This is a genomic window from Clostridium aminobutyricum (assembly GCF_017255415.1).
Lineage (GTDB): Bacteria > Bacillota > Clostridia > Peptostreptococcales > Anaerovoracaceae > Aminipila > Aminipila aminobutyrica.
This window is the reverse complement of the sequence record NZ_JAFJZZ010000003.1, coordinates 48,115-74,195: the sequence shown is the minus strand read 5'-3', so window position 1 is coordinate 74,195 and position 26,081 is coordinate 48,115. Positions and strand designations below refer to the sequence as shown.

Here is a 26,081-nt window from a genome sequence, read left to right as displayed (position 1 = left end):
TTACAAAATTTAATTTTATACAATTTATTTATTTCATAATATACTGCTTTCATTTCATTGTCAAGTAAAAACTGCCCGCTATCTACGTAATGATTGCGAGCAGTTTATTGGTTCGTCTTCCTCATTCTTCATAGTGAATAAGCGTAACACGATTTTTTATATTTAAGATACCCTTTTTGTTTTTGTCAGAATGTTATCACGCGCTTTTGATTTAACCGAACGCAGTTTCCCCTTTATATCATCCAATATCGTATAAATAACCGGTATGACAAAAAGTGTCAGCAGCGTAGAGGAAATCAGCCCTCCGATGATAGCCACTGCCATCGGCTGCCAGATTTCCGATCCGGTGCCTGAATTCAAGGCAGACGGCAGCATACCGAATATCATTGCAAGAGTCGTCATCATGATTGGTCTTAATCGAATCATAGCAGCTTCCAAAATTGCCTCTTTCCGATCCGATCCTTCTTCACGCCTTTTCTTAATAAAATCCACAAGCAAAATGGCATTTTTAGTAACCAGCCCCATCAAGAAGAAGATCCCTATCAAGCCTACCATACTGAGCCCGTCGCCCTTTAAGAACATGGCAAGAATGGCTCCGATAATAGCAAGCGGCAATGAAAACATAATGGCAAACGGGTCCAGCCAGCTCTCAAACTGAGCCGCCAGGATCAAGAATATAAACAGAATTCCTAAAATAAAGGCCTGAACTAATCCCCCTGCACTCTCCTCCATGAATTGCTGGTCACTTCCTGCCCCTATGGTAATGCCTTTAGGCGGAGGCAACTCTTTATTTAACTTATCCATAAAAGCACTGTTCAGTTCAGAAGAGGTGAGGCCTATAAAATTCGCCTGAATTTCGATGTCTCTGCTTTTATCATAACGGGCAATTTGAGAAGAGGCCGTTCCGTATTCCTTGCTTATTAATTGTTCAATTGGGATCATCCGGCCTGTAGTCGTACTGGCTAAATAAATGCCGTTTATGCTGTCAAGACTTGTGCTTTGATCATCTTGTACGCTGACCTTCACATCAATACGGTCTCCTCCGGACTCATACTGTCCTACCGTCGTCCCATTAAACAGAATGCCTAATGTGCTGGAGATGCTCGAAGGGGCTACACCAAGATCTGCTGCCGCATCACGGTCTACAACAATTCTAGTCTCCGGCTTTCCGGCTTTATAGCTAATCCCTACATCTACTGCGCCCGGTATGTCGTTCAACAGCTGTTTGGCTTTTTGACTATACTCCAACAGCTGATCAAAATCCTCTCCTTGTATATGAATGGCATAGGCTTTCGCAGAGGAGCTCGACATACCGGAAGTTCCTGCCACAGATAAATCCAATCCCGGCATGACTTTAATTTCGGCACGCATCTGTGAAGCAATTTCGTCCGAACTTTCTTTTCTATCCTTTTTGTCGGTCAAATCAATACTTAAGCTGATGCTGTCTTTCTCAATCGTTGTATAAACAGACTGTACATCCTTATACTGGTTGACAATGTCTTCTATCTTCTTTGCTCTTTCTGTTGCAGCATCCAGGGATAATCCGGAATCCAGTTCGGCGGCAATAGTAATAATGCCTTTATCTTGACTGGGAATAAAGCTCATTCCCATTAACGGAATCAGTGCTATACTGGCAACAAACAGAGCAACCGTAACGGCGATAGTTTTTTTACGGTTTCTTAAAACAACACTTAAGATGTTTTTATAATAGCCCGCTAAAAGATCAAATTGATAATTGAACCAATGAAGAAACCTTCCAAATTTAGTTCTCGGCTCGATGTCTTCGTCATCCTTTACATATCGGGAAGCTAAGAGAGGTACTAAGGTAAAGGATATAAATAACGATATCAGCACGGCAAACGCAATGGTCAATCCAAACTCTTTGAAGAACGAGCCCAGGATTCCATTCATCATGGACATCGGTAAAAATACCGCCACGATTGTCAGTGTAGTTGCGAGTACGGCCAAGCTGATTTCACTCGTCGCTTCCTTTGCTGCCTGAATCGGTGTTTTTCCCATCCGGAGATGCCTTACAATATTTTCAATGACAACAATGGCGTCATCCACCAAAAGGCCTACCGAAAGCGATAGGGCCATTAAACTCATCATATTTAATGAAAAACCCATGATTTTCATTGCAGCAAAAGTAGTGATAATGGAGGTCGGAAGCGATATGGCACTCACTAAGGTGCTCCCCCATGTCCGCAGGAACAGGAATATAATAGCGACAGCCAATAAACAGCCTTCTATCAGGGTTTCCTCCACACTGTGAACAGATGCCCGAATAGAGGTGGAATTGTCACTGACCACATTAATACTTACTCCCGCCGGCAAAGAAGCTTCTAACGCTTCCATTTGGCTTTTAATTTCGTCCACGACCTCTACGGTATTCGTCCCGGATTGCTTTACAATATCAATTCCGATACACTCTTCCCCATTATAAAAAGAAATGCTGTCTCTAGCCTCATATCCGTCGATGACCTCGGCTACATCCCCCAGACGCACTTCCGTTCCATTGATGGTCGCTACAATAATATCATTAAACCCTTCCACATTCTTAATACTGCTGTAGGTACGAAGTGTTACTTCACGGGAATCATCCGCTACTTTCCCGCTTGGGATATCGATATTATCGCTGCTCAGACCGCTGATTATCTGACCGATCGTCAGATTAAAAGCGGCCAGCTTATCTTTGTCTACTTTAATTTGTATCTCGCGTTCCATGAGACCATATGTAGTAACGGAGCCTACTCCGCTAATGCTGTTCAGTTTAGGTACAATCGTATTATCTACCAAATTGGACAACTTAACGGAACTCAGATCCCCGGCAACGGTAAGGGATAAAACGGGCATTTCATTCATATTTATTTTTGAAACCACCGGTTCATTGATATCATTGGGCAGTAAAGAACGAATACTGCCTAGCTTGGATCGGACATCCTGAGCTGCATCGTCCACCGTTCTTGAATCATCAAATTCAATAACCGTTAACGAATAGCCTTCACTGACTCTGCTGATGAGATGCTTTACGCCCGAAATCTGCCCTACATTGTCTTCCACAATCTTTGTTACTTTGGATTCCATCTGATCCGGAGACGCACCGGGTAACGTGATAATTACAGCGGTATAGGGCAGGTTTGTTTCCGGCTGTTCATTGAGGTTCAGTCCCATAAAGCTTATGATTCCGGCAGCTAATAAAGCTATAATAACAACAATCGCAAAGGTGGGACGCTTGAGACTAATATCAGTTATGAACATGCTACTTCCCCTTCCCGCTTACGGTTACCTTATCGCCGTCCTGAATCGAATTCAAATTTGAAATGATGATTTTCTCTCCTTCTTGAATTCCCGAAGTAATCTCTACCATGTCTTCTGAGATTTCTCCGATCGTCACCGCCACTTTATGCGCGGTATGATCTTCTATGGTAAACACCGAATAGTCTCCTTCACTTCCTGTTAAAGCTGTCATCGGTATGACCAATACTTCCTTTTTTCCTTCTTCCGCTATTTCAATCGTGCCGGTCACCCCGGAATGCAGTGTTCCGTCGGGATTAGATACCTTAATCAAGCAGTCAAATACTCTGGTCTGATTATCGGCAGATGCCGCGATGGTTTCAACCACCCCTTCAAAGCGCTGGCTTTCTTTTTCTCCGACTCTCAATTCAACGGTTTGGCCTACTGCAACTTTGCTCAGGTCCCCTTGCATCAATTGAATGACCGCTTTGATAGCGGTATTGTTTTTAACGGTCGCCAAAGCCGCTCCCATATTCACATATTGTCCGACGCTGATATTTTTGCCACCGATTTCTCCGCTGATAGCGGAACGAATCACATAGTCATTAAGAGAGTTATTGATATCCTGAATCGCCACCTTTTTTAATTCCACACTCGACAAGGCGGTTTGATAAGCTAATTGCGCCGCATCAAAAGAAGTCTTCGAATAAGCCCCGCTTTGGTATAATTCCTTGGCAATCCCATAGTCGTTTTGTTTCGAAGCAAGCTCTGCCTGCAATTGGTTCAGACTAATTTGTGCTGCTTTTAGCTGATTCTGCAAATCTTTATCATTCAAATAAGCCAGTACCTGCCCCTGCACTACTTGATCTCCATTTTCAAACAGTACCTGCGTCACCTGTCCCGACGCATTACTGCTGACGATCGCTTCCTCCATAGGTTCCAGATTGGCTTTATAGGTAAGCCCCTTCAATGAATCCGTCATCGTTGCTTCCGCTGCTTCAACCGTCAGCGCGTTATCCTGCATTGCCTCAGCAGGTTTCTGGTCAGCCATGAGCTTAAAAGCAAAAATAAGCACCGCAATCAATACAACAGCAGTAATTACAACCTTTTTTTTCTTTAGTGTGCTTTGAACAATGTCAATCATAGTATCCTCCATCTATTTATCATTCCTTCTTTAAATCCTTTATTGTCTCTAGTACGATTATTAAAACAATAGTTGTTGTTTTAATAATAATCCATTATAATAAGTTTAAGTGGTTAATTCAAGCTACAATTATTCAACAAGTGTTGTGTTAATGGAAAGGATAACCAATCATGAACGTCAAAAACAATCAGCGTACACAGAATACGCAAAATAAAATTAAAGAGGTTTTTATTGAGTTGCTTGGAGGAAAAGACATTAATAAGATTACAATCCAAGATATTTGCAGAAAAGCAAACGTGAATCGAACAACCTTTTATACTCATTTCAATGATATCTATGATTTGTTACAAAAAATAGAAATCGAAAAAATGCAGACTATCCTTAGCCTTTTACAAAGTGACACACAGATACAGCCGGTTCTTAACGAAGTGACGCTTGAAAAGCTATTAGATTTTGTATTGGAAAACGCAAATTTTTACAAAGTTTATCTGAATGACTTTTATGTTAGTCCAACCATTAATACATTGCTCGACCATCTTGATACATTGCTCGTCTCTTGTAACAATCAAAATTACAACAACCTGTTCGGTCAAAATTTGCATGAGCAGAAAGTTGAACTTTATTATGAAATTGAATATCTAAAAGCAGGAATGGTGGGGGTTATTCGAACATGGCTGAATTCAGATTGTCAGGAAACGCCTAAGGAACTGGCTCATATTTTAAGTAAATGCATTCCGAGCTCCAATTGCTCTTAAGAATTCTCCTGTCTGCTTTCTATCCATTTATGAATATCTCGCAGAGACCATATAAAACTCGAAAAGCCCTCTTGTTTGGAAGGATCAGATAAGCTTTCACCTACACAACAAAAGGGCTTTTTATTATTTTCATTATTTTTATTTTTTATCTAATGCATCCAAATCAAACGGCGTTTCTTGGTATACATAATAATTTAACCAGTTGGTGAAAAGCAAGCTGGCGTGAGCTCTCCATCTAAATAAAATTTCCTGCTTCGGATCGTCGTTTCTAAAATAGTTATAAGGAACGTGGATCGGAAGCCCTTTATTGATATCTCTGAAATACTCCGTTGCTAGCGTTTCTTTATCATATTCCTGATGTCCTAAAATAAAAATCTGCCTGCCGTTGTCCGTGGCCAATATATGCACTCCCGCTCCTTCCGATTCTGCTAAGATTCGAATCTCCGGATGTTCCAGCACTTCTTCCTTGTTTATCGTGGTGTGTCTGGAGTGAGGGGCATAAAATATTTCATCAAATCCTCTCATCAGTGGATTATGCGTTCTGGTCACTCTATGTTCAAATACACCGAATACTTTTCCGTCGGTTAAATACTTGTTGATGCCGAAATGATAATACAACGCAGCCTGCGCTCCCCAGCAAATATGCACACTACTGTATACATTTTTCTTGGAATACTCAAAGAGCTCACAAAGTTCTTTCCAATAATCCACCTCTTCAAAAGGCAGGGTTTCCACAGGTGCCCCTGTGATAATCATTCCGTCAAACCGCTCATCTTTAATCTCTTCAAGGGTTTTATAAAAGGAGTTCATATGGTCTTGCGATGTGTTTTTTGATTCATGGGAATCCATACATACCAAGGTCAATTCAACCTGAAGCGGTGAATTGGCTAATACTCTGGCCAGCTGCGTTTCCGTCGCTATCTTGGTAGGCATTAAATTTACAATGAGAATTTTAAGGGGTCTTATATCTTGGCTTACGGCTCTGCCTTTATGCATGATAAAGATATTTTCTTTCTGCAAAGAATCGGAAGCCGGTAATTCATTTGGGATGATTAAAGGCATAGTTTACCTCCTATTTTACTGATTTTAAAGCCTGATCGAAGTCAGCTATAATGTCTTTGATGGATTCTAAGCCCACCGAAACTCGGATTAATTCAGGCCGGATTCCTGCTGCAATCTGTTCCGGCTCCGAGAGTTGTCTGTGAGTCGTGCTAGCCGGATGAAGTACAGAAGTACGAATGTCGCCTACATGAACAACAATGCTGGTAAGCTTCAGATTGGACAGGAACTTTTCTCCGGCTTCTTTGCCGCCTTTCACACCGAAGCACAATACACCGCTGGCACCATCCGGAAGATATTTCTGTGCTAAATCATAATACTTATCGCCCTTTAATCCAGGGTATAGTACCCATTCCACCATTTCATGCTGACTTAAGAATTCCGCCAAGGCCAATCCATTTTGAGAATGTTTTTCCATTCTTAAGTGTAAGGTCTGTAACCCTTGATGGGTTAAATAGGCATTCATCGGTGCCATCGTACAGCCGAAATCTCGAAGCATGACGGCACGGAGTCTTAATGTAAATGCTACACTAGCAAACTTTTCATAGAATTTTAATCCGTGATAACTTTCATCGGGTTCTACCATCCCCGGGAACTTACCGGAAGCAGCCCAATCAAAGGTACCGGATTCAATGACCATACCTCCCACACAACTTGCATGCCCGTCTGCATATTTCGTCGTCGAATGAATAACGATATCCGCACCGTGCTCAATCGGTCTGCACAGCGCCGGAGAAGCGAGGGTATTGTCCACAATAAACGGTACACCTATTGTTTTTGCAGCTTTGGAGAATTTATCAAAATCAATGATACTCAGCGCAGGATTTCCGATGCTCTCCCCAAAAATCGCCTTTGTTTCAGGTCTTGCACAAGCGATGATTTCTTCCAGCGGTAACTCTTGATCGACAAAAGTTACATCAATTCCTAATTTTTTTAAGGAAACACCTAACAGGTTATGTGTTCCTCCATAAATGTTTGCGGCAGATATTACGTGATCGCCGGCTTTGCAAAGATTGCAAATGGTTATTAGTGTTGCCGCCTGACCGGAGGAAGTTGCAATAGCAGCAGAACCGCCTTCTAAAAGTGCCATCTTTTCTTCCAGTGCGTTTACCGTTGGGCTGCCTAATCTTGTATACATAAAGTTCGGGCTTTCTAGGTCAAAGAGTTCAGCTACATCTGCAGAGCTGTAGTACCTATATGTAGTATTCTGCACGATAGGCAATACCTGCGGTTGGCCGCTTTCAGCCTTGTATGCACCGTGCACGCATTTCGTTTCAAAAGACATGTTTTTCATTTCGCTCATTTTAATTACCTCTCTATCATTTATCAATCAATGAGAACGATTTCATTTTTCGTGACTGTACTTAGCTGAACTTGATTCTCATTCCTCTTTATTGTAAAGAATTCTCCTCGATTTTAAGCAATATCAAGCAAAAACAAGATTTTAGGGTATATACATATATTATTATTATGTTATACTATATTGATTATAAAATCAACTAATAAGTATGGAATTAACAGGATGAACATTACAAAACCAACAGCAATTAACAAAAATGACATTTATCAATACTTGGGGTTTGGCAGCAGTGAGCCAGACTCATCTACCTTATCGCTTGTGGAAACCTGCAGCAAGGAAATCCTTTCCGCTGCCCAGCCTCGCGAGTTCCACAGCTATTTTCAGATGGGATTTCTCACGTCCGGATCTCTTTATATCGGTTCCGAAAAATTTCAACTTCCAGGTAAAGATATCGCGGCTCATTTGGCAGGATGCCATGGCTGTGTCATGTTTGCAGTTACCTTAGGTGCCCAAGTCGACCGCATAATACGCATATCCCAGGTAAACGATATGGCCAAAGCAGTCATCCTTGATTGCTGCGCTTCTGTATTGATAGAGGAGATTTGTGAGCAAATCAGCGAGGATATACAAAAAGAATATATGGCACAGAATCTCTATACAACCATGCGGTTTAGTCCGGGTTACGGTGACCTGCCGCTGAGTGTGCAGGATGTTTTTATCAACTTGCTTGATACCAATCGCAAAATCGGGCTGACACAAAGCAAAGACCATCTGCTTTTACCGAGAAAATCGGTGACGGCGGTTATAGGGATTTCAACTGCCTATACAAAAGGAAAGCTTGCCGGGTGTGAAACCTGTGCACTGAAAGATACATGCAGATTAAGAGAAAGCGGGGTACGTTGTGGAAAAGAAAAATAGTATTTTTCAATCAAATAAATATATCATTCTGGATGGTGCAATGGGCACCATGCTGCAAAAAAGCGGTTTGGAACTTGGAGAAAGACCTGAGATCCTATCTATTACCCATCCCGAAAAAATTACTAATATTCATAAGCTCTATATAGACGCCGGTTCCAACCTGATTTATGCCAATACCTTTGGTGCAAATGCTCATAAGTTAGCCGGTTTCGGTTATACCGTGGCGGAAGTCATTACGGCTTCCATTCAAGCGGCGAAAACAGCCTGCGAAGGTACTGCCGCATTGGTAGCTCTTGATATCGGCCCGCTAGGTGAACTGCTGGAGCCAACCGGAACGATGACCTTTGAAGAAGCCTATGATCTATTCAAAGAAATGATTACTGCCGGCGCGAATGCAGGAGCAGATGTCATTGTCTTTGAGACCATGACCGATCTATATGAAGTAAAGGCCGGGGTGCTGGCTGCTAAAGAAAATTCCCAGCTGCCGATTATGGTTTCCATGACTTTTGAAAGCAACCACCGAACGTTCGCCGGTTGTACGGTAGAAGCTATGGCCATTACGTTGGAAGGGCTTGGCGCAGATGCGATCGGGATCAACTGTTCCCTTGGGCCTTCCGAAATTCTGCCCATCGCTGCGGAACTCTGTCAACATACAACCCTGCCGGTCTTCATAAAACCAAATGCAGGACTTCCAAACTTAGAAACAGATGAGTACGATATTGATGCAGCTGATTTTGCCTCTCAGATGAAACCGTACCATGAAATCGGCATCTCCATGGTGGGCGGCTGCTGCGGCACGAGTCCGGATTATATCAAGGCCCTTCAGCAAACCTTTGGGAACCTCACCGTGACTGAGAAATCATACACGCCAAAACTTCGAATTTGCTCCCCTACCACAGTGGTTACCGTAGACCATGTTACCGTGATCGGGGAAACCATCAATCCAATGGGAAGAAAACTAATCAAGCAAGCGTATAAAAATGATGATATGGACTACATTCTTGCCTGCGGAGTCAATCAGGTAGAAGGCGGTGCGGAAATTCTCAATATCAATGCCGGTATGCCAGACATCGATGAGGGTCAGATGCTTTGCAAAGTAGTGAAATTGATGCAGTCCGTCGTTGACGCTCCGATTCAATTGGATTCACAAGACCCGGAAGTGCTGGAAGCGGCACTGCGAATCTGCAACGGGAAACCGATCATCAATTCAACGAACGGAGACCCTGAATTGATGAGCAAAATCTTTCCTCTTGCAAAGAAATACGGTGCAGCAGTCATAGGTCTTGCCTTGGATGAATCCGGTATTCCGGAAACGGCAGAAGCGCGTTTTAAAATAGCCGAGAGAATCGTTCATACGGCACAGTCTTATGGCATTCCAAAAGAAGATGTCATCATTGACTGCCTTACGCTGGCCGTATCCGTGCAGCAGCTTGAAGCCGGAGAAACCGTTAAAGCCATTCAGATGGTGAAAGAAAAGTTAGGCGTTAAAACCGTTCTGGGCGTATCCAACATTTCGTTCGGACTTCCAAACCGTGCACTCATGACAAGGACGTTCTTGACCCTTGCATTGCAAGCAGGTTTGGACTTGCCTATCATGAATCCAAACGATGCGGCCATGATGGATGCCATCTATGCGGTCAACGTGCTTACGAACCAAGATGTTCACTCAGAAAAGTATATTGCCCGATATTCAAACACCGATAATAATACAGGATCTCCTTCGACAGGGCAAACTGCCTCTGCTGCCGGCAGCATGGATATTTTTCATGCCATCCGTAAAGGGCTTAAAAATGAGACCAAGCTTGCTGCGGAAAGCCTTCTGCAGGAAATGGATGAAATGACATTGATTAATGAACGTTTAATCCCTGCCCTGGATGTACTGGGCACCCTTTTTGAAAAGGGTGAAATATTCCTTCCTCAGCTCATTCAAGGAGCACAAGCAGCACAATCAGGTTTTGAAGTGGTGAATAAGCGTCTTGCCGCTCAAGATGCAGAATCCATCAACCGAGGTAAAATTGTTTTAGCCACGGTGAAGGGCGACATTCATGATATCGGAAAAAATATTGTAAAAACGATCCTTCAAAATTACGGCTATCAGATTATCGACTTAGGCCGTGATGTTCCGGTCGAAGCGGTTGTTGAAGCCATAAAGAAGCATGATGCGAAATTGGTAGGCCTCAGTGCACTGATGACGACAACCATGAAGAGTATGGCTGACACCATTACGGCTATTCGTGCAGAAAACTTAGACTGTAAGATCATTGTCGGCGGTGCCGTGCTTACACCGGAATATTCAAAAAAAATGGGAGCAGACTATTTTGCAAAAGATGCAAAGCAATCCGCAGATATCGCTAAAGAAGTATTTCAATAAAAAAAGGGGCCTCCAGCCCCTTTTCTACTTTTTTTGTATCTTTTCTCGTTATTTTTCTTACATATTCTTTAAAGTAAACTTAGCCACCTCTTCTTGTAACATAGACGCCTGACCCGACAGTTCTTCACTTGCGGCCGCACTCTGTTCTGCTGTCGCAGAGTTGGATTGAACGACCCCAGAGACCTGATCTAATCCAATGGTAATCTGCTGAATTGATTCTTCCTCTTCTATCAATGCACTTGAAATTTCATCAATCGCCTTGATGACTTCTCCTGCGTCTTCTACAACCTCTCGAATTGCATTGGCCGTATACGCTGCAATCTCACTTCCTTCCAAAACGGCTTTTACCGTTTCTTCAATAAGACTTGTCGTATCCTTTGCAGCTTCCGCAGATTTTTCGGCTAGGTTTCTGACTTCGTCGGCTACTACAGCAAAGCCTTTTCCCGCAGCGCCTGCTCTCGCAGCTTCTACCGCAGCATTTAACGCAAGAATATTGGTTTGGAAAGCGATATCTTCAATGGACTTAATAATCTTGCTTATTTCCTTCGATCTGCCGGAAATCTCTTCCATCGCCTTCATCATATTATTCATCTTCCGATTACTGGAGTCTAGGTCTTCACCGACTCTCCGGGTTTTTGCATTCGCCAGCTTTGCATTTTCGGCATTTAATTTTACTTTTTCAGATATTTCATTTACCGCTGCCGCAAGCTCTTCAATTGAACTTGCCTGCTCTATGGAGCCCTGTGCTAAAGCCTGAGAACCCATTGAAACCTGTTCCGAACCGACATCCACTTGAGCGGCAGAGGTCTTGATTTGCATTAATGTTTCACTTAACGTGTAGATGATATTTGTCATCTCTTGCTCAAGCTCTTTAAAAATACCAACGAATTCTACGGTAAGATGCAAATCAAAATTGCCGTTTGCCATTTCTTTCAGCGCTCTGTTTGTGTCATTGATGACATCTTTTGTTGTTACGATCATGGTTCGCATACTGTCTGCGAGCTTACCGATCTCATCTTGACTTCTATATTTGATTTCATAATCAAAATTGCCTTTGGATAATTCTTCTGCAGCTCGGGCTACTTCTTTTATAGGCCGAATAATCCGGCTCGTCAATAGGATAATAATGATGGCTGCAATGATTAATGAGGCAACTGAAATAGCGATGCAAATTTCAAGTGCCGTATACGTTGATTGCATAAATTCAGATTTATAGACATTTACACAAATAGACCATCCATCTGAATCTCCAATGGGAGAAAACACAGCAAGTTTATTTACGCCATTAAAATAGTATTCTCCATAACAGGTTTCGCCGCTTGCGGCTTTCTGCCCTAATTGAGCCAAAGGTTCTAGTTGTTTATCCTCTTTTGCCATCCCCACAAGACTTGATCCACTGTTCACCAAAGATTGATCTGTATGGGCCAGAAGTACAGTTTCGTCACTTATAACATAAGTGGCACCTGTTTCCCCGATCTTAATGCTGCTTGTAATATCCGATAAAGCTTTACCATCTAATGTCATGTACACGACGCCGACTATTTTCGTATCATATTGACCATTTTCCCAAAGAGGTGCCGCTACATAAAGAACCGTACCCTTTCCGTCCGGAGTCACTTCAGGAGAGGAGTAAAAGGTTTCTCCCGACAATGCTTTTAAGAAAAATTCTTTATTGCCTATATCCTTGCCTTCCAAATCTATTCCTGAAAGATTCGCAACGGAAATAGCTTTCAATCCGTATTTCCCGATCTTGCTGTCTAAAAGTTGTCTCTTTTCAGCATAGGTCGATACTGGATCAGATAGGATGGTAAGTACCCCTAATTCAGATGCTACATCTTTCCCCGCATCGATTCTGTGTTGAATTGCTAAAGCGGAGGTTTTTGCAGTTTCTTCTAATATGGTTTGTACCGTTAGTTCAGTGCCCTTCAGACTAAGTACACCAAAAACCCCAGACACTGTTCCAAGTGAAATGAATAGTACAACTAAGACGATTGCTAAAATTTTTGATTTAATACTTTTAAAATTCATACGATTTTCCTTCTTTCGATAAACACCTATAGAGAATTATTACATAACCTCTCTCTAAACAATTTCTTAAACTGATTGATATCTATTTAACCTGTTTTAGTGTTTTTAAACAAAATACTATACAAAATTTGTATAGTATTTTTTCTTTTCTTATGTTTAATTTTATTTTTATAGAAATCAATCCGTATCATCAAAAAAAGGAGCTTCTGATTCTTTAATTTGCGCTCATCGCTTTAGCGCGAATGTTGAATTATTTTTTATATCTTATCCTTTATAGTCAATTAGATCCTTTATCACCTCACCGGCAATAATCAATCCTCCTACAGAAGGAACAAACGACACACTGCCCGGAATAGCTCTGCGTACGGTGCACGTACGGGTGGTTCCTTTTGGACAGATACAGTTACTGCTGCAACTGTTTGACTCATCTGCGATCGGGATCAACGGTTCTTCTTTTGAATAGACCACCTTCAATGCTTTTACATGACGATTACGCAGTTCCTTCCGTATCACTTTTGCTAACGGACAAATGGAAGTCTTGTAAATATCGGATACCTCTATACGGGTTGGGTCCAGCTTATTCCCCATTCCCATACAGCTGATGATAGGGATTTCCGCTTTCTGCGCGTTCACGATCAGATCAAGCTTTGCTGAAACGGTATCAATGGCATCGATGATGTAATCGATGTGATTGCCTTCCGCATGATGCCATGCCAATAGCTCGTCCCAATATAAAGCATCCGCCTCTGCTATTGGGTTCTTACTTGCAGAACGCTTTTCCTCAGCCATGAGAAACCGCTTCATGACGGTCACTTCCGCCTCGGGGTTAATATCTAAAATTCGTTCCTTCATGACATCAACCTTAGACTGCCCCACTGTTTTTCGGGTAGCATGCAACTGACGGTTTATGTTCGTTAGGCATATTGCATCATCATCTACCAACAAAAACTTGCCAACACCGGTTCGAGCTAGGCCTTCAACGGCAAATGTGCCCACCCCGCCTATTCCAAAAACAGCCACTCGGCAGTTTTTCAATTTTTCTATAGAATCCCGACCCAGTAACAATTCACTTCGGGAAAATGCATGTAGCAAACGAAAACCTCCTTTGTTTCAATGGTTTTAATCATTATTTTTTACTTTGCAATTGTATTATAAATCGACGGAACGCGTTCTGAAAGCCTCCTGCATTTCACTGGTAAGGCTTATCGTGCTCTCCGCAGGCGGAAGTTCCTCTCGGTTAACCCATACCCCCAGTGACAGTTCATCTTCCTGAAGAGTAATGGTATCATCTCCGTCCAGCTCCGCATAAAACCCAGCAAGCAACGTATCCGTAAACGGCCAAGGCTGGCTCTTATAGAACTTAATGTTCTTCACACGAAGACCCACCTCTTCTTTTACTTCTCTGCTAACGGTCTGCTCCAAGCTTTCTCCGATCTCAGTAAAACCCGCTATAAGGGCATAATTCTTATATGCCCGCCCTGCATACTTCGTCAACAGTAAACGTTCTCCGTCATGAACCGCTACGATGACACAAGGGGATATGGTCGGGTAGGTCTGAAATCCGCATTCCTCACAATACAACATCCTCTCCTTGTCGGAACGCTTCATCGGTTTGCCGCATCTGCTGCAAAAACGATGATTCGCATACCAACGATTCAACTGCCATCCCACAACACCGGCAAAAGAACGCCAATACTTGGTCTCCGTCCTAAACCGGGCGATGGTTGAATACCCCCATCCATCTACAGAATCGAGTCCTTGTTCCTCTACTAAGAAGTAATTTATATCGTCTATCGAAAAAAGGAATGAAGCACTGTCCATCAAATCCGGATATTCTGTCTGAAAATCTAAAAAAGAGGGATACCAAAGTTTCTCCTTATCTTCTCGGACTAATACGGTATCTCCGCTGTATGATAGAAATAGATCCTGAGGCTTCGCTTTTTTATTTTCAAAACTGTTATTAAATTTTCTCGGTTCAATATCCTGAATCATGCACTGCCCCTTTACATTAATATTTTTTTAATTATTTTGTATTTGATGATTCATTAAAATCTTTCTTTAAGAGTTGCATTTTTATAAGCAGCAACCAGATTCTTTAAATCTTCAACCTGACGCTCCAAATCCTCTCCGATATCGGAGTCCTTCACGGTTAATCTGACCGGTAAGTTCTCCACGATCTTCAAAGTAGGTGCGTGGAATTCTTGGGTTCCGTCTTCTTTCATCGGACTATATGGCTTATGCTCAGCAAGAGCCATAAATCGGGAATTGAAGATGAACGTATAGCCGGCGATGCCCGTCTGTTTTTGATAAGCCTTTGAAATCCCACCGTCAATAATAATCAGCTTTCCTCCGCCTCGGATTGGGCTTTCGCCGTCCTTAATCTTTACCGGTACATGTCCGTTTAAGATGTGAGAAGTTTCGGGATTCAAACCGAATTCAGCCAGAATTTTCTCACAGGTTTCCCTTTCCTGAATCAGTTTATAATAAGGCACAGTATACTCCTTGTGCGCTTTTTTGTCCGCGATAAAAGAACGCTCAAAAGTCGTCATCTGATCTTTTCCAAAGAGCGGTGACTTACTGCCAAGCCACAAGTACCACATGATGTCTCCCGGTCTTCCGGTTTCATCCGAAAGCTCCGGACTAAAGTAAGCTTTTCTCACTTGATCATCCAGATAATCCATTAAGGCTTTGCCCTTATAGTGTTTGCCGTTAATATTGCAATCTTCGAATTCACCGTCTGCCGTCATCGGAATGCACCCATGGTAAAGCAGGTTGCCGTTAATGCACTTGTACATAGCCCCATGGCTGTATAAAAACTTAATATGCTGCTGAAGCTTTTCACTTTCTCTGAAAGAAGCCTCTAGAGAATTCATCAAAAGATTTTCTTCCTCCGTCAGCTTATACGGGTCATTCGGATCAATCGTAGGGAAATTCTTATCCCTTAATTCCCATGTGACTCCATTTATATGAATGGTTCCGTTTTCATAATCAATTTTATCCAGCAGCAATCTATTTTCAAGACTGTATTCAGGATGCGATTGAATTCGCTGGCCTTCCACTTTATGTTGTATGATCGCGATCGCTTTATGCATCTTGGCCGCCAGTTTTTCGTCTACCGGGTCAAATGTATTTCGGTCCAGCATATGCGGAGCAAAATATGCACAAGGATCATTTTCATAGACAGTTGCTGCAAACACAGCTAAGGTCCGAAGATTGATACCATAGCCTATCTCCAACATATCAAAATTATTATAGCTGATATTCATACGAATAGCATTGGTAATGCACGCCCAGTTTCCCGTCGCGGCTCCCATCCATACCACATCATGATTTCCCCATTGAAAATCTACATCATGGAAACCCATCAGATAGTCCATGATACAATCCGGGTGTGCACCTCTATCATAGATATCTCCTATGATATGTAATCGGTCTACCGCAAGCCGGCTGATCGTGTCTGCCAATTCTTCGATAAACTGCTCTGCTACCCCGCACTCTACGATGGAATTAATAATTTCATTATAGTAATGTGACCTGTTTGCCTCATCATCCGCATGCAGCAGTTCATCCAAAATATATGCGCTGTCCTTCGGCAATCTTTTTCTTACCTTTGAACGGGTATATTTCGTTGAAACCGATTTGCATACTTCAATCAGTCTGTATATTGTTACCCTGCACCATTCATCAAAGTCTGCTTCTTCCTCATGCCTTCTTTCTAGTTCTGCCTCTGCATTATAGATCATTGAAGCCAGTTTATCCCGTTCCTTTTCGGGCAATCTCTTCCCAAAAATTTCATCTATTTTGGAACGTATAACGCCGGAAGCACTTTTCAGCATATGAATAAATGCTTCATGCTCCCCATGAAGGTCACTGAAAAAGTATTCGGTTCCCTTCGGTAAGCTCAAAATGGCTCTAAGATTAATAATCTCAGCCGATGCTTTTTGAATATTAGGATATTCCTTTGATAATAGTTTTAAGTATTTCTCTTCAAACATTTCCCTTTCCCTTCGCTCAGCAAAAATGCCTCAAACTTTAGATTCAAGGCATTCGATTTGTAGAACATTCTCTTATAAATTAATAATACAAGAGGCGATACCTAAAAGCAACACCCTATCTGCCCGAACAAGGGTTTTTTTGTGGATTTATGCTGATCTCTTTCCTAATTTTTAGGAAAATGCAGTTTAAAATTCACATACTGCCCGGTATCTTCCATGAATATAAAGGCATCATAATGCTTATCTTTTTTTTCTGAGTATAAATTGACCGCTTTAATCCTGCCTTTTTCTAAAAAACGTTTCACCATCGGTTTCGTCAGAGGCTTACGCTTACTGATAAAAAACTTATCTTCCTTCCAAATCGTAAAGCCGCACTCTTTTCCGCCTTCACAATAATAGTTCAGCCTGCCCTCATAAATATTTTTCCCGCATCGAGGACATTCTCCTATAATTTCTCGGCCATTTTCATCATACACGCAGTTTTCTTTGTAGCCGCCGACTAGTTCGCTGACAAAAATCTCAATCCCTTCAATAAACTCTTTGCTGGTTGATTCACCTTTGTATATTTGCTCTAGCTTCTGTTCCCACTCTGCTGTCAGAATCGCACTTTTTACCTTTTCCGGCACAGCTTCCACGATCTCATACGCTTTCTCGGTAGGCAACAGATTCTTTCCTTTTCGCTCTACAAAACCGGTTTTGATGATTCTCTCAATAATTCCGGCTCTTGTTGCAGGAGTTCCAAGCCCCGCCCCTGCCACCTCTTTTCGAAGCTCTTCATCCTCTAGGGTTTTCATCGCATTTTCCATCGCTGACAATAAGGTATCTTCCGTATAAGGCTTCGGCGGCTGTGTCGTCTTCTCTTTAGAAGAAAGGCTCACCTCTTCAATGAGCTGCCCTTCCGATAGCGCAGGAATAATTTCTTCCTCTTTTTCTTCTTCCTGCTTTTTTCGGGATTTCTTTTTCTTGCTTTCGTCTTCTTTCTGTGCCTGTTTTAACAGCTCAGTCAAATGAGACTGAATCTCCTTAAATCCATTCTCGGTGATCTGTCTGCCTGTTGCCTTAAACTCTTCGCCTTCTATTTCTAAAAGCAACTCTGTTTTAATATATTCATGCGAAATATAAGCCGCAGTCAACAGCTTATATATAATCAGCAATAAGATATTGAATTCATTTTTCGGCAGCCGTTCAGATGCCTTATACGCTTCGATGGTGGGAATGATCGCATGGTGATCCGTTACCTTTTTATCGTTCACCAGCCGCTCCATACTCGCCGATCCGAGTTGATATTCTTTCGCTGTCTTTTCATGAAGGTAAGGTGCCTGTAAAACGCTCTGCAAGATTTGCTTGGTGGAGTCGACCATATCGCCGGTTAAATATCGGCTGTCCGTTCTCGGATAAGTCACCAATTTTTTTTCATATAAATTTTGTGTTGCATCCAAGGTCTGCTGGGCCGATAGTCCCAACATCTTATTGGCTTCTCTTTGCAAGGTTGTCAAATCATAGAGTGCAGAAGGATTTTCTTTGACAGGTGCTTTGGTCATAGATGTAACCACAGCAGGTTTACCTGCACACTTTTCTAAAATCCGTTCACTTTCCTGCTTTTCTTCTACCCGCTTGGTCGCATTGAATTTGGTTCCGTCATCGGTACATTCTGCCGTTAAAATATAGAACGGTCTTGAATCAAAGCTATCAATAGCCCGTTGACGCTCCACAATCAGATTGACCGTTGGAGTCTGTACTCGTCCTACATTCAATGGCTTCTGTGACATACAGCCGAAGAGTCTGGAAAAGTTAATACCTACCAGCCAATCCGCTTGAAGCCTTGATAAAGCGGCTTCATAAAGCCTGTCATATTCCGAGCCTTCTTTCAATTTTGCAAACCCGTCTTTGATGGCTTTTGTCTCCATCGAGCTAATCCATAAACGTTTAAAGTGTTTGCTGCATCCTACTTGATTATACACGAGCCGGAAAATCAGTTCCCCTTCACGTCCGGCGTCCGTCGCACAGATGATTTGATCCACATCTTCCCGCTCCATGAGCATTTTGACTACGTCAAATTGTGCCTGCACTCCTGCAGACACTTGATATTTCCATGTTCCCGGTATAATGGGTAAGTCCACCATTTTCCACTTCTGATACTTCGCATCATACTCTTCCGGCATAACCGTTTCGATCAGATGGCCCACACACCAAGAAACTAAGTATTCATTTCCTGAATAAAAACCGTTTCCTCGTTTGCCTGCCCCCATCACCTTCGCGATTTCAGCTGCAACACTTGGTTTTTCTGCAATTACTAATTTCATATTTCTATTCTAACATAAGACAGCTAATACATGCTGCCTTTTCCTATCATTAAACTTCAGTTACGGGTTTATTGAATCATGCAAGCAGAGTCGCCGCATGATTCAATGAACGCTTCCTTACGGCACTCCGGCTTCAATAGCTGCGTTCATTATATCATAAAGTCACCATGAATTCATCGTTGAACCTTTAAATATTGAATAAAAAGCGGAACTCTTTTTCCAAAGGAATCCCGCTCATTCAAGGTATGTTATGCTATTTATACTAATCCAAGCAAGGTGACCCCTTGCGCCACAATGAAGCATATGGCAATGCCTGTGAGGGTCGGAATCAAGAAAGAAATACCGGTCCATTTCCAACTTTGTGTTTCCTTACGTATCGTTAACAAGGTAGTTGCACAAGGCCAATGATTCAAGGAAAAGAGCATGGTGCAAACTGCCGTCAGCCACGTCCAACCGTTATCAAGAAACAATTGTTTCATTTGGGTTAAACTGTCTAGTTCCAACATGGAGCCTTTCGCCATATAACTCATAATTAAAATCGGAATGACTATTTCATTTGCAGGCATGCCTAATATAAATGCCATCAAGATGTATCCATCCATTCCCAATAATCGGGCAAACGGATCTAAAAATAATGCGCAATGGGTAAGCAAACTTACATCTTGAATCATTATATTGGCCATAGCCCATATAACCAATCCGGCAGGAGCAGCAACTTTAATAGCACGAGCTAATACAAATAAGGTTCTGTCAAAAATAGATCGGACAATAATCTGTCCTATTTGAGGCTTCCTATACGGCGGCAGCTCTAATGTAAAAGAAGACGGAAGTCCTTTTAAGATTGTTTTTGACAAAATCTTAGAAATTGTAAAGGTTATGATAACGCCTAATACGATGGCTGCCAATACGGCCAGCGTCGCAACAACTGAACTGAATGTTCCGGCATTGCCGGCGATAAAAAGTGTTGCAAGCGCAATTAGGGTAGGAAACCTTCCGTTACATGGCACAAAATTATTAGTGATAATTGCTATGAGACGTTCTCGCGGAGAATCAATAATTCTGCAAGAAATGATTCCTGCCGCATTGCAGCCAAATCCCATGCACATGGTCAGCGCCTGTTTCCCGCAAGCACAAGCTTTTTTAAAATAATGGTCTAAGTTAAAGGCGACTCTAGGTAGATAGCCTAAATCTTCCATTAACGTAAATAGCGGGAAGAAAATAGCCATCGGCGGGAGCATTACGGAAATAACCCAGGATAACGTACGGTAAACGCCGAATACAAAGATATCGCATACCCAATGCGGCGTACCTGCCCATGAAAAAAAAGCTACCAGGTGCTGTTCCATCTTATTGAAGAATTCTGCCAGCATAGAGGAAGGATAGTTTGCACCGGTTATCGTAATCCAAAAAACCAGACCTAAAAGTGAAATCATTATTGGAATACCAAATATTTTTGAAGTCAGCACACGATCAATGTTACGATCCCGCTGATTATAATCTTTGTTCTTGACGGAAACGATATCACGGCTTATCTCTTCAGCAGTTTTAACGAGACTTGAAACCATGCGATCCTGCACATCTTTGGCTGTAATATGTTGATTCTTTAATCCTTCCTGAACTTCCTGTATTTTATCCTGCAGCAGTCGCTCCTTTTCCATCTCCATATGTAGATAGTTATGGATCGATTGAATAAGTTGATTGTCTTCATCCATAAGATGCAAGGATGCCCATCTGCTATTTAATTGATTAGCTGTCAATTCTTGAACGCTTGGTTCCAATTCCTTCATGGCATCTTCCAGTACCCGGTCATAATTGATTTTTACCGGAGAAGGACAAATTTCTCCAAGAGCAACCTTGTGTATTTCTGTTTTTAACTCTTCCATTCCTTGGCCGGTTCTTGCAGAAGTCCCTACAACAGGTACGCCTAGTCGCTCGGAAAGCTGATTTAAGTCAATTTGAATGGTTTTTCTCTTTGCTTCATCTAAAAGATTGACGCATACGACCACTTTATTCGTTATTTCTAAAACTTGAAGAACCAGATTTAAGTTTCTTTCTAAGCAAGTAGCATCGACTACTACAACCGTCACCTGCGGATTACCAAAGCACATAAAATCTCTGGCAACTTGTTCTTCTACCGAATTAGATAGCAGCGAATAGGTCCCCGGAAGATCAACCAAAACATAATTTTTATCTTTGTAGCCATATCGTCCTTGTGCATTTGTTACCGTTTTGCCGGGCCAATTGCCCGTGTGTTGATTCATTCCGGTGAAACTGTTAAATAATGTACTTTTTCCTGTATTCGGGTTCCCCGCCAAAGCAACCACAATATCATCCGGTGATTCTAATTCAACTTGAAGCATTTCATTAGAGGCACCAGTTCCTGTAGATTGTTTTGTCAATCCCATTATGCCTTCTCCTCTGCTTGAATTGATTCAACAAATATCTTTGACGCTTCCTCCGAGCGTAAAGCGATTACAGCACCTCGGATTTCATAAGCAGTAGGGTCTCCCGCCGGACTCTTTCTGATGGACTGTACGATTGTATCTTGAATCAATCCTAAATCCATCATTCGCCTGCGTTCACGCCCTTCTGAATTCAGCATTTTAACTTTCCCAAATGTACCTAAAGGTAATTGGTCTAACATAATTAATTTTTGGCACATATAAAAACTCCTTTTTATTAATTTTTTATTTATCTATTTAATAAGTTAGTAACGTGAAACATTTTTTCCCACGACTAATTTATAGTTATGAAAGATCCCTTAATTGTGTTACATAAACAAAATAAAAAAGCCCGTGCATATCTGCTTACGATATTTACTACATTATAAAAAAAGGAGAATTATACGTTGATGAACCAAGAAAATTTTTATACAGTCAGAGGATATCAATTATTGAATGAAAAAAATACATTACTGACATCCAGTATGGAAGATTATTTGGAAATGATCTATCGGGTCTGTCTAGAGGAAGGATTCGTAAGAATTAATGAATTAGCTAGTAAATTGAATGTTCGTCCTTCATCAACCACTAAAATTGTACAAAAACTAGAACGGCTTCGATATGTGAATTATGAGAAATATGGAGTAATTAAGCTTACAAAAGAAGGGGAAACCCTTGGTGCTTTTCTTTTAAAAAGACATATGATTTTAGAGGATTTTTTAAGCAATCTTGGGGTTGAAGATACCCTTAAAGATACTGAGATGATTGAACACGATGTCAGTCTGAGCACATTAATAAATATCCAGCTACTCAATCGTTTTTTTTCTGATAACCCTGATATTTTAAAGTTTTATGACGCTTACAAAGAGCAATGGAATGCAGAACAGCCCAATGCTCTTTTATAAAAAAAGCCTCTGCGAGGCACTTTTTAGCTCACATTCGCTCGCATTTTAACGGTAGCTTTTTATGAAACTCCGTCAATATCGCAAGCGATCTTTCCTACGTTATAAAGAGACGATATTTAGTCCTTATTTTAGTTTTCTTTTAAAAACTCTGTAAACTTATCCAGACCTTCTTTTAATGTCTTAGAGTCGAATGCATATCCGATTCGTACACACCCCTCTAGCTCAAAGCAAGAGCCGGGAGTAAACAGCAGGCCCTTTTCTTTAATTAGCCGTACACACAAATCGTAGGAAGGAATATTCTTATCGTAATAAACAAGTGCCGTTGTTCCTGCTACAGGCTTTACATAGTGAACTCCTTTTGTCTCATTTACCCACTTATCCAGAATTTCTCTATTGTGTTTCAGTATGCTTTTATTTCGTTCAAAGATCTTGTCTTTATTGGAAAGTGCAATACTGGCAAACAAATCATCCAAGCTTCCGCAGCAGATGGTGTCATAGTCTCTTCTTGTCCTGCACGCCTGAAGTACTCCTGCATCTTTTGAAACAATCCACCCCATTCTTAAACCGGCCAGAGAGAATATTTTAGACATACTGCTTACAGAAATCCCTTTATCGTAAAGGTCCACAATAGAAGGCATGTAACAATCATCTTCTGCAATGCCCCTGTAAACCTCATCGGATAATATGTATGCACCCACATTTTCGGCAATTTTTATGATTTCTCCCATGATCTCTAAAGGAATCCAAGAGCCGGATGGATTGTTCGGATTGTTTATGGTGATCATTTTGGTATGCTCATCTACCAGATTTCTTAATACTTCTAAATCTGGAAGAAAAGAATTCTCCGGGGTCAGCTGCAACAGCCTTACCTCTGCACCAATAGATTCCGGTATGGAATAATGCTGTTGATACGTCGGCATAACGGATACCATATTATCCGTCGGTTCAATTAGTGCGGTAATCACTTGATGGTTCGCTCCTATAGCACCATGCGTAGGGATCACTTGGTCGATCCGAACATCTTCATATAGACTGGCAATACCTTTCAATAATTCCGGTGAGCCTTCTATGTATCCGTAAGTCATTCTTTTATCCGCTAGCGCGACTAAAAATCCTTCCGGATTTTTCCCCGATAATTCCAGGAGCTCTCTTAGCGTCATGGAGTCAATGCAAGTTTCTCCTAAATTGTATACCGCATCATTTTCAAATTCATTCATCCACTGTTCTACTTTAAACGTTTTAATTTTCATCATACATCCCCTTTGTCATATTTATAAATTTACACTCGTTCCCAAGTTCATTTTCTCTGCTTCATCAAAAGCCAACTTTGCCGTTATTAAATCCAGCAGAGCTGTACCTGTTGCATCAAAGACGGTAATTTGCTCGTCATTTTCTCTCCCCTTTGTCACACCTGCTATGATTTCTCCGATTTCACCCGCAATGTCTTCCTTTTTAATAATGTTCTTTTTAATGGGAATTTCTATTTCGCCCACATGGATGCACTGTTCCATATCATCTACAAAGATTCTTGCGCCTCTCAGTATTTCCGGGTCTATCTCTTCTTTGCCGGACATATCGGCGCCAATACAGCTAAAATGTGTACCGGGCTTTACCCACTCGGCCATGATAATCGGCTCTCTGGCTGGGGTTACAGTAATGATGATATCGCTCTTTCCTGTCGCACCTTTTATATCCTTAACTGCTACAAATTCTATACTTTCATTAAAAGGTACATGCAGGTTGTTAACTAAGACTGATTGAATATTTTGTACAAATTCTTCGGCAGATTTGTAATCCATTGCATCATAAATCATTACTTCCTTTATATTCGGGAAAAGGGTTAGTGTAGCCGCCACTTGAAAAGCTGCCACATGCCCTGCCCCTACAATCAGTAGTCTTTCGGAATCCGGTCTCGCTAAATATTTGGCACCTAAAGCTCCCGCCGCTCCGGTGCGGATGCCTGTAATATAAGCGCCATCTAAAATTCCGATAGGGGCCCCTGTTTTATCGTCAAATAGTAAAATGGTCCCTATCAGCGCAGGTAATTGCTTTTTTGCATTCTCTCCATACCAAGAAACTAATTTTAACCCGAATAACCCGCTTCCTTTTAACCATCCTGATTTAATATCCATATCTGCAACTCCGGGAGTAAATTCATGAAAAATAAGAGGAAAAACTTCTGTTTCGCCTAGCGCCTTTTGTCTATAGACCTCTTCAACAGAACGGATGACGGTATTTATTTTTAATATTTTTTCCGTCTCCTCTTTACATAGAACTTTTAACTCAAACATATTCATTCCACCTTCCGAGATTTTTATTTGAGTATACCTAAAGCAACGCTATTTTTCATTAATCCGGAATACAAACTTCTCTCTATTTTTTGTATAAAAAAACAAAGCTGTAAAAGCTTTGCTCTTCTATGGAACTCAGTGCCTATAGCCGTTTATTAAATAAATTTTAACCGCCACTGCTAAATTCTGAAAAAATTCTAATTCATTACTATTTGCATCTATCAATTCATGTATCTTGTTTATTCTATACCGAACCGTATTTTTATGGCAAAACAAAGTCTGAGAAGCTTGGTTCAAATCGCCACCTGCTAAAATGTATTGAACTGCCGTCTTTAGGAGTTCATTTTGTGCTTCACCGTTATTTAAGATAGGTTTTAAATAATTTTGCATATATTTCTGAAGATGTTCCGACCTTATTTCCGGTAATAATATCTGATACAGTCCAATCTCCTGATAATTTATATTATCCTTATTTTCAATTTTTCCAACCATCCTAGCCTGTATCGCTTCCTCTATCGCCATCTTTATTTTACTTTTATCAAAATGTATGCTGCTAAGTCCCATTATTAAATTGTCTTTTTTAATTCCGAGATGGAATAATACATCCTCAAATTTATATTGTAAATTACGATCTTCTTTATCGGTAGATATTATTAATAAGAAATCTTTGTTATATTTTGAAACAATACTGTTCCCTCTTAAACCTTCAGGGGGGTCAAAGGACATAAGCGAATTCATTACTTTTTGTTCATCACCCATTTCAATGTAAAATACTTGAATTTTGTTTCGCAAATTAGGATTTATTATATCAATCATGGATTCGACCTCTGGCAGGGACCATTCTTGTTGCAACAGATGCTTTATTTTATCTTCCATCAAAGTAATTCTGGAATCCTTTTTTACTTGGTTCATTATTTCAAAAATAATATCCTCAAAATAAGCATCCTCATCCTGAAATTCTAAAACGGGTAAGTTCTTGCTGTTCGCAAAGTCTATAATTTCCTGAGGCAAGTTTTTATAGATTACATTTTTATAAGCAAAAGCACTAATACCTAAATTGAACAAAATTTTTACTGCCTCCGTTAAGATTTGTTCATTATCTTTCGCAAATAAAAGACTGCTGACAACAAAGCTATCCTTATCAAACATTACTTTTCTATGATTTTCTAACCCATCAACAAATTCGAAATCTAAAACCTGTGCCGCTGCAAGCCTGCGATTTAGCCCTTTTTGACCTGCAACAATTTTAAAATTCTTGAAAACTTCGAGTTGGAATAAATCTTTAACACAAATAGACATTCCCTATTCTCCTTATGTTTTAATATGCATGCTTATGT

At 41.1% G+C, this 26,081-nt stretch carries 18 protein-coding genes; 4 read left to right on the top strand and 14 right to left on the bottom strand.

Features of this window, described 5'->3' with window-relative positions; genetic code table 11:
* Positions 1–162: 162 nt before the first annotated feature.
* Both JYB65_RS08745 and JYB65_RS08740 read right to left on the bottom strand, forming a co-directional pair.
* Positions 163–3,258, bottom strand: a complete 3,096-nt coding sequence (locus JYB65_RS08745; RefSeq protein ID WP_206582289.1) for an efflux RND transporter permease subunit — start codon at positions 3,256–3,258, stop codon at positions 163–165.
* A gap of 1 nt (position 3,259) precedes the next feature.
* Positions 3,260–4,378 (bottom strand): efflux RND transporter periplasmic adaptor subunit, encoded by a 1,119-nt coding sequence (locus JYB65_RS08740; protein WP_206582288.1) that lies wholly within the window; start codon positions 4,376–4,378, stop codon positions 3,260–3,262.
* Between the two features lie 170 nt (positions 4,379–4,548).
* On the opposite strand from JYB65_RS08740, the gene JYB65_RS08735 reads away from it, so the two are divergent.
* Positions 4,549–5,133 (top strand): TetR/AcrR family transcriptional regulator, encoded by a 585-nt coding sequence (locus JYB65_RS08735; RefSeq protein WP_206582287.1) that lies wholly within the window; start codon positions 4,549–4,551, stop codon positions 5,131–5,133.
* 138 nt (positions 5,134–5,271) lie between these two features.
* Here JYB65_RS08735 and metA read toward each other — a convergent pair whose 3' ends face one another.
* Positions 5,272–6,195, bottom strand: a complete 924-nt coding sequence (metA, locus tag JYB65_RS08730) for a homoserine O-acetyltransferase MetA (RefSeq protein ID WP_206582286.1) — start codon at positions 6,193–6,195, stop codon at positions 5,272–5,274.
* 10 nt (positions 6,196–6,205) lie between these two features.
* The gene (locus tag JYB65_RS08725) at positions 6,206–7,486 is read right to left on the bottom strand and encodes an O-acetylhomoserine aminocarboxypropyltransferase/cysteine synthase family protein (RefSeq protein ID WP_206582476.1); all 1,281 of its coding nucleotides are present in this window, start codon (positions 7,484–7,486) and stop codon (positions 6,206–6,208) included.
* Between the two features lie 228 nt (positions 7,487–7,714).
* Between JYB65_RS08725 and JYB65_RS08720 the strand changes: the two genes are divergently transcribed.
* Entirely contained in the window at positions 7,715–8,410 is a 696-nt protein-coding gene (locus tag JYB65_RS08720) for a vitamin B12 dependent-methionine synthase activation domain-containing protein (RefSeq protein ID WP_206582285.1), read from the top strand.
* Complete coding sequence (locus tag JYB65_RS08715) at positions 8,394–10,781, top strand: homocysteine S-methyltransferase family protein (RefSeq protein WP_342366647.1); 2,388 nt, start codon at positions 8,394–8,396, stop codon at positions 10,779–10,781. Before JYB65_RS08720 ends, JYB65_RS08715 begins: the two co-directional genes overlap by 17 nt.
* Before the next feature lie 57 nt (positions 10,782–10,838).
* Here the strand turns inward: JYB65_RS08715 and JYB65_RS08710 are convergent, their stop codons facing one another.
* The 7 genes from JYB65_RS08710 to JYB65_RS08680 all read right to left on the bottom strand — a co-directional run bounded on the left by JYB65_RS08710 (position 10,839) and on the right by JYB65_RS08680 (position 21,769).
* Complete coding sequence (locus JYB65_RS08710) at positions 10,839–12,809, bottom strand: methyl-accepting chemotaxis protein (protein WP_206582284.1); 1,971 nt, start codon at positions 12,807–12,809, stop codon at positions 10,839–10,841.
* Positions 12,810–13,073: 264 nt separating this feature from the next.
* A complete protein-coding gene (locus JYB65_RS08705) occupies positions 13,074–13,901 on the bottom strand; it encodes a tRNA threonylcarbamoyladenosine dehydratase (RefSeq protein ID WP_206582283.1) in 828 nt (275 codons plus the stop codon).
* 57 nt (positions 13,902–13,958) lie between these two features.
* Entirely contained in the window at positions 13,959–14,801 is an 843-nt protein-coding gene (nudC, locus tag JYB65_RS08700; RefSeq protein WP_206582282.1) for an NAD(+) diphosphatase, read from the bottom strand.
* Between the two features lie 53 nt (positions 14,802–14,854).
* Entirely contained in the window at positions 14,855–16,804 is a 1,950-nt protein-coding gene (locus JYB65_RS08695; RefSeq protein WP_206582281.1) for a fructose-1,6-bisphosphatase, read from the bottom strand.
* A gap of 164 nt (positions 16,805–16,968) precedes the next feature.
* A complete protein-coding gene (locus tag JYB65_RS08690) occupies positions 16,969–19,107 on the bottom strand; it encodes a DNA topoisomerase 3 (RefSeq protein ID WP_206582280.1) in 2,139 nt (712 codons plus the stop codon).
* Between the two features lie 257 nt (positions 19,108–19,364).
* Positions 19,365–21,512, bottom strand: coding sequence for a ferrous iron transport protein B (gene feoB / locus JYB65_RS08685; RefSeq protein WP_206582279.1), 2,148 nt, complete (start codon positions 21,510–21,512; stop codon positions 19,365–19,367).
* Positions 21,512–21,769, bottom strand: a complete 258-nt coding sequence (locus JYB65_RS08680) for a FeoA family protein (RefSeq protein WP_206582278.1) — start codon at positions 21,767–21,769, stop codon at positions 21,512–21,514. The genes feoB and JYB65_RS08680 overlap by 1 nt, the downstream gene beginning before the upstream one ends.
* 189 nt (positions 21,770–21,958) lie before the next feature.
* Here JYB65_RS08680 and JYB65_RS08675 point away from each other — a divergent pair, with 189 nt between their 5' ends.
* Positions 21,959–22,453, top strand: a complete 495-nt coding sequence (locus JYB65_RS08675; protein ID WP_206582474.1) for an iron dependent repressor, metal binding and dimerization domain protein — start codon at positions 21,959–21,961, stop codon at positions 22,451–22,453.
* Between the two features lie 128 nt (positions 22,454–22,581).
* Here the strand turns inward: JYB65_RS08675 and JYB65_RS08670 are convergent, their stop codons facing one another.
* The 3 genes from JYB65_RS08670 to JYB65_RS08660 all read right to left on the bottom strand — a co-directional run bounded on the left by JYB65_RS08670 (position 22,582) and on the right by JYB65_RS08660 (position 26,043).
* The gene (locus JYB65_RS08670; RefSeq protein ID WP_206582473.1) at positions 22,582–23,703 is read right to left on the bottom strand and encodes an aminotransferase; all 1,122 of its coding nucleotides are present in this window, start codon (positions 23,701–23,703) and stop codon (positions 22,582–22,584) included.
* Between the two features lie 21 nt (positions 23,704–23,724).
* A complete protein-coding gene (locus JYB65_RS08665; RefSeq protein WP_206582277.1) occupies positions 23,725–24,744 on the bottom strand; it encodes an ornithine cyclodeaminase family protein in 1,020 nt (339 codons plus the stop codon).
* A 135-nt stretch (positions 24,745–24,879) separates the two neighbouring features.
* Positions 24,880–26,043, bottom strand: coding sequence for a PucR family transcriptional regulator (locus tag JYB65_RS08660; protein WP_206582276.1), 1,164 nt, complete (start codon positions 26,041–26,043; stop codon positions 24,880–24,882).
* Positions 26,044–26,081: the final 38 nt, after the last annotated feature.

Bases quoted from the DNA above. Each gene is read 5' to 3' on its own strand.
- JYB65_RS08745 (WP_206582289.1), bottom strand. From the start codon at position 3,258: ATGTTCATAACTGATATTAGTCTCAAGCGTCCCACCTTTGCGATTGTT.
- JYB65_RS08740 (WP_206582288.1), bottom strand. From the start codon at position 4,378: ATGATTGACATTGTTCAAAGCACACTAAAGAAAAAAAAGGTTGTAATT.
- JYB65_RS08735 (WP_206582287.1), top strand. From the start codon at position 4,549: ATGAACGTCAAAAACAATCAGCGTACACAGAATACGCAAAATAAAATT.
- metA (WP_206582286.1), bottom strand. From the start codon at position 6,195: ATGCCTTTAATCATCCCAAATGAATTACCGGCTTCCGATTCTTTGCAG.
- JYB65_RS08725 (WP_206582476.1), bottom strand. From the start codon at position 7,486: ATGAAAAACATGTCTTTTGAAACGAAATGCGTGCACGGTGCATACAAG.
- JYB65_RS08720 (WP_206582285.1), top strand. From the start codon at position 7,715: ATGAACATTACAAAACCAACAGCAATTAACAAAAATGACATTTATCAA.
- JYB65_RS08710 (WP_206582284.1), bottom strand. From the start codon at position 12,809: ATGAATTTTAAAAGTATTAAATCAAAAATTTTAGCAATCGTCTTAGTT.
- nudC (WP_206582282.1), bottom strand. From the start codon at position 14,801: ATGATTCAGGATATTGAACCGAGAAAATTTAATAACAGTTTTGAAAAT.
- JYB65_RS08695 (WP_206582281.1), bottom strand. From the start codon at position 16,804: ATGTTTGAAGAGAAATACTTAAAACTATTATCAAAGGAATATCCTAAT.
- JYB65_RS08690 (WP_206582280.1), bottom strand. From the start codon at position 19,107: ATGAAATTAGTAATTGCAGAAAAACCAAGTGTTGCAGCTGAAATCGCG.
- feoB (WP_206582279.1), bottom strand. From the start codon at position 21,512: ATGGGATTGACAAAACAATCTACAGGAACTGGTGCCTCTAATGAAATG.
- JYB65_RS08680 (WP_206582278.1), bottom strand. From the start codon at position 21,769: ATGTGCCAAAAATTAATTATGTTAGACCAATTACCTTTAGGTACATTT.
- JYB65_RS08675 (WP_206582474.1), top strand. From the start codon at position 21,959: ATGAACCAAGAAAATTTTTATACAGTCAGAGGATATCAATTATTGAAT.
- JYB65_RS08670 (WP_206582473.1), bottom strand. From the start codon at position 23,703: ATGAAAATTAAAACGTTTAAAGTAGAACAGTGGATGAATGAATTTGAA.
- JYB65_RS08665 (WP_206582277.1), bottom strand. From the start codon at position 24,744: ATGTTTGAGTTAAAAGTTCTATGTAAAGAGGAGACGGAAAAAATATTA.
- JYB65_RS08660 (WP_206582276.1), bottom strand. From the start codon at position 26,043: ATGTCTATTTGTGTTAAAGATTTATTCCAACTCGAAGTTTTCAAGAAT.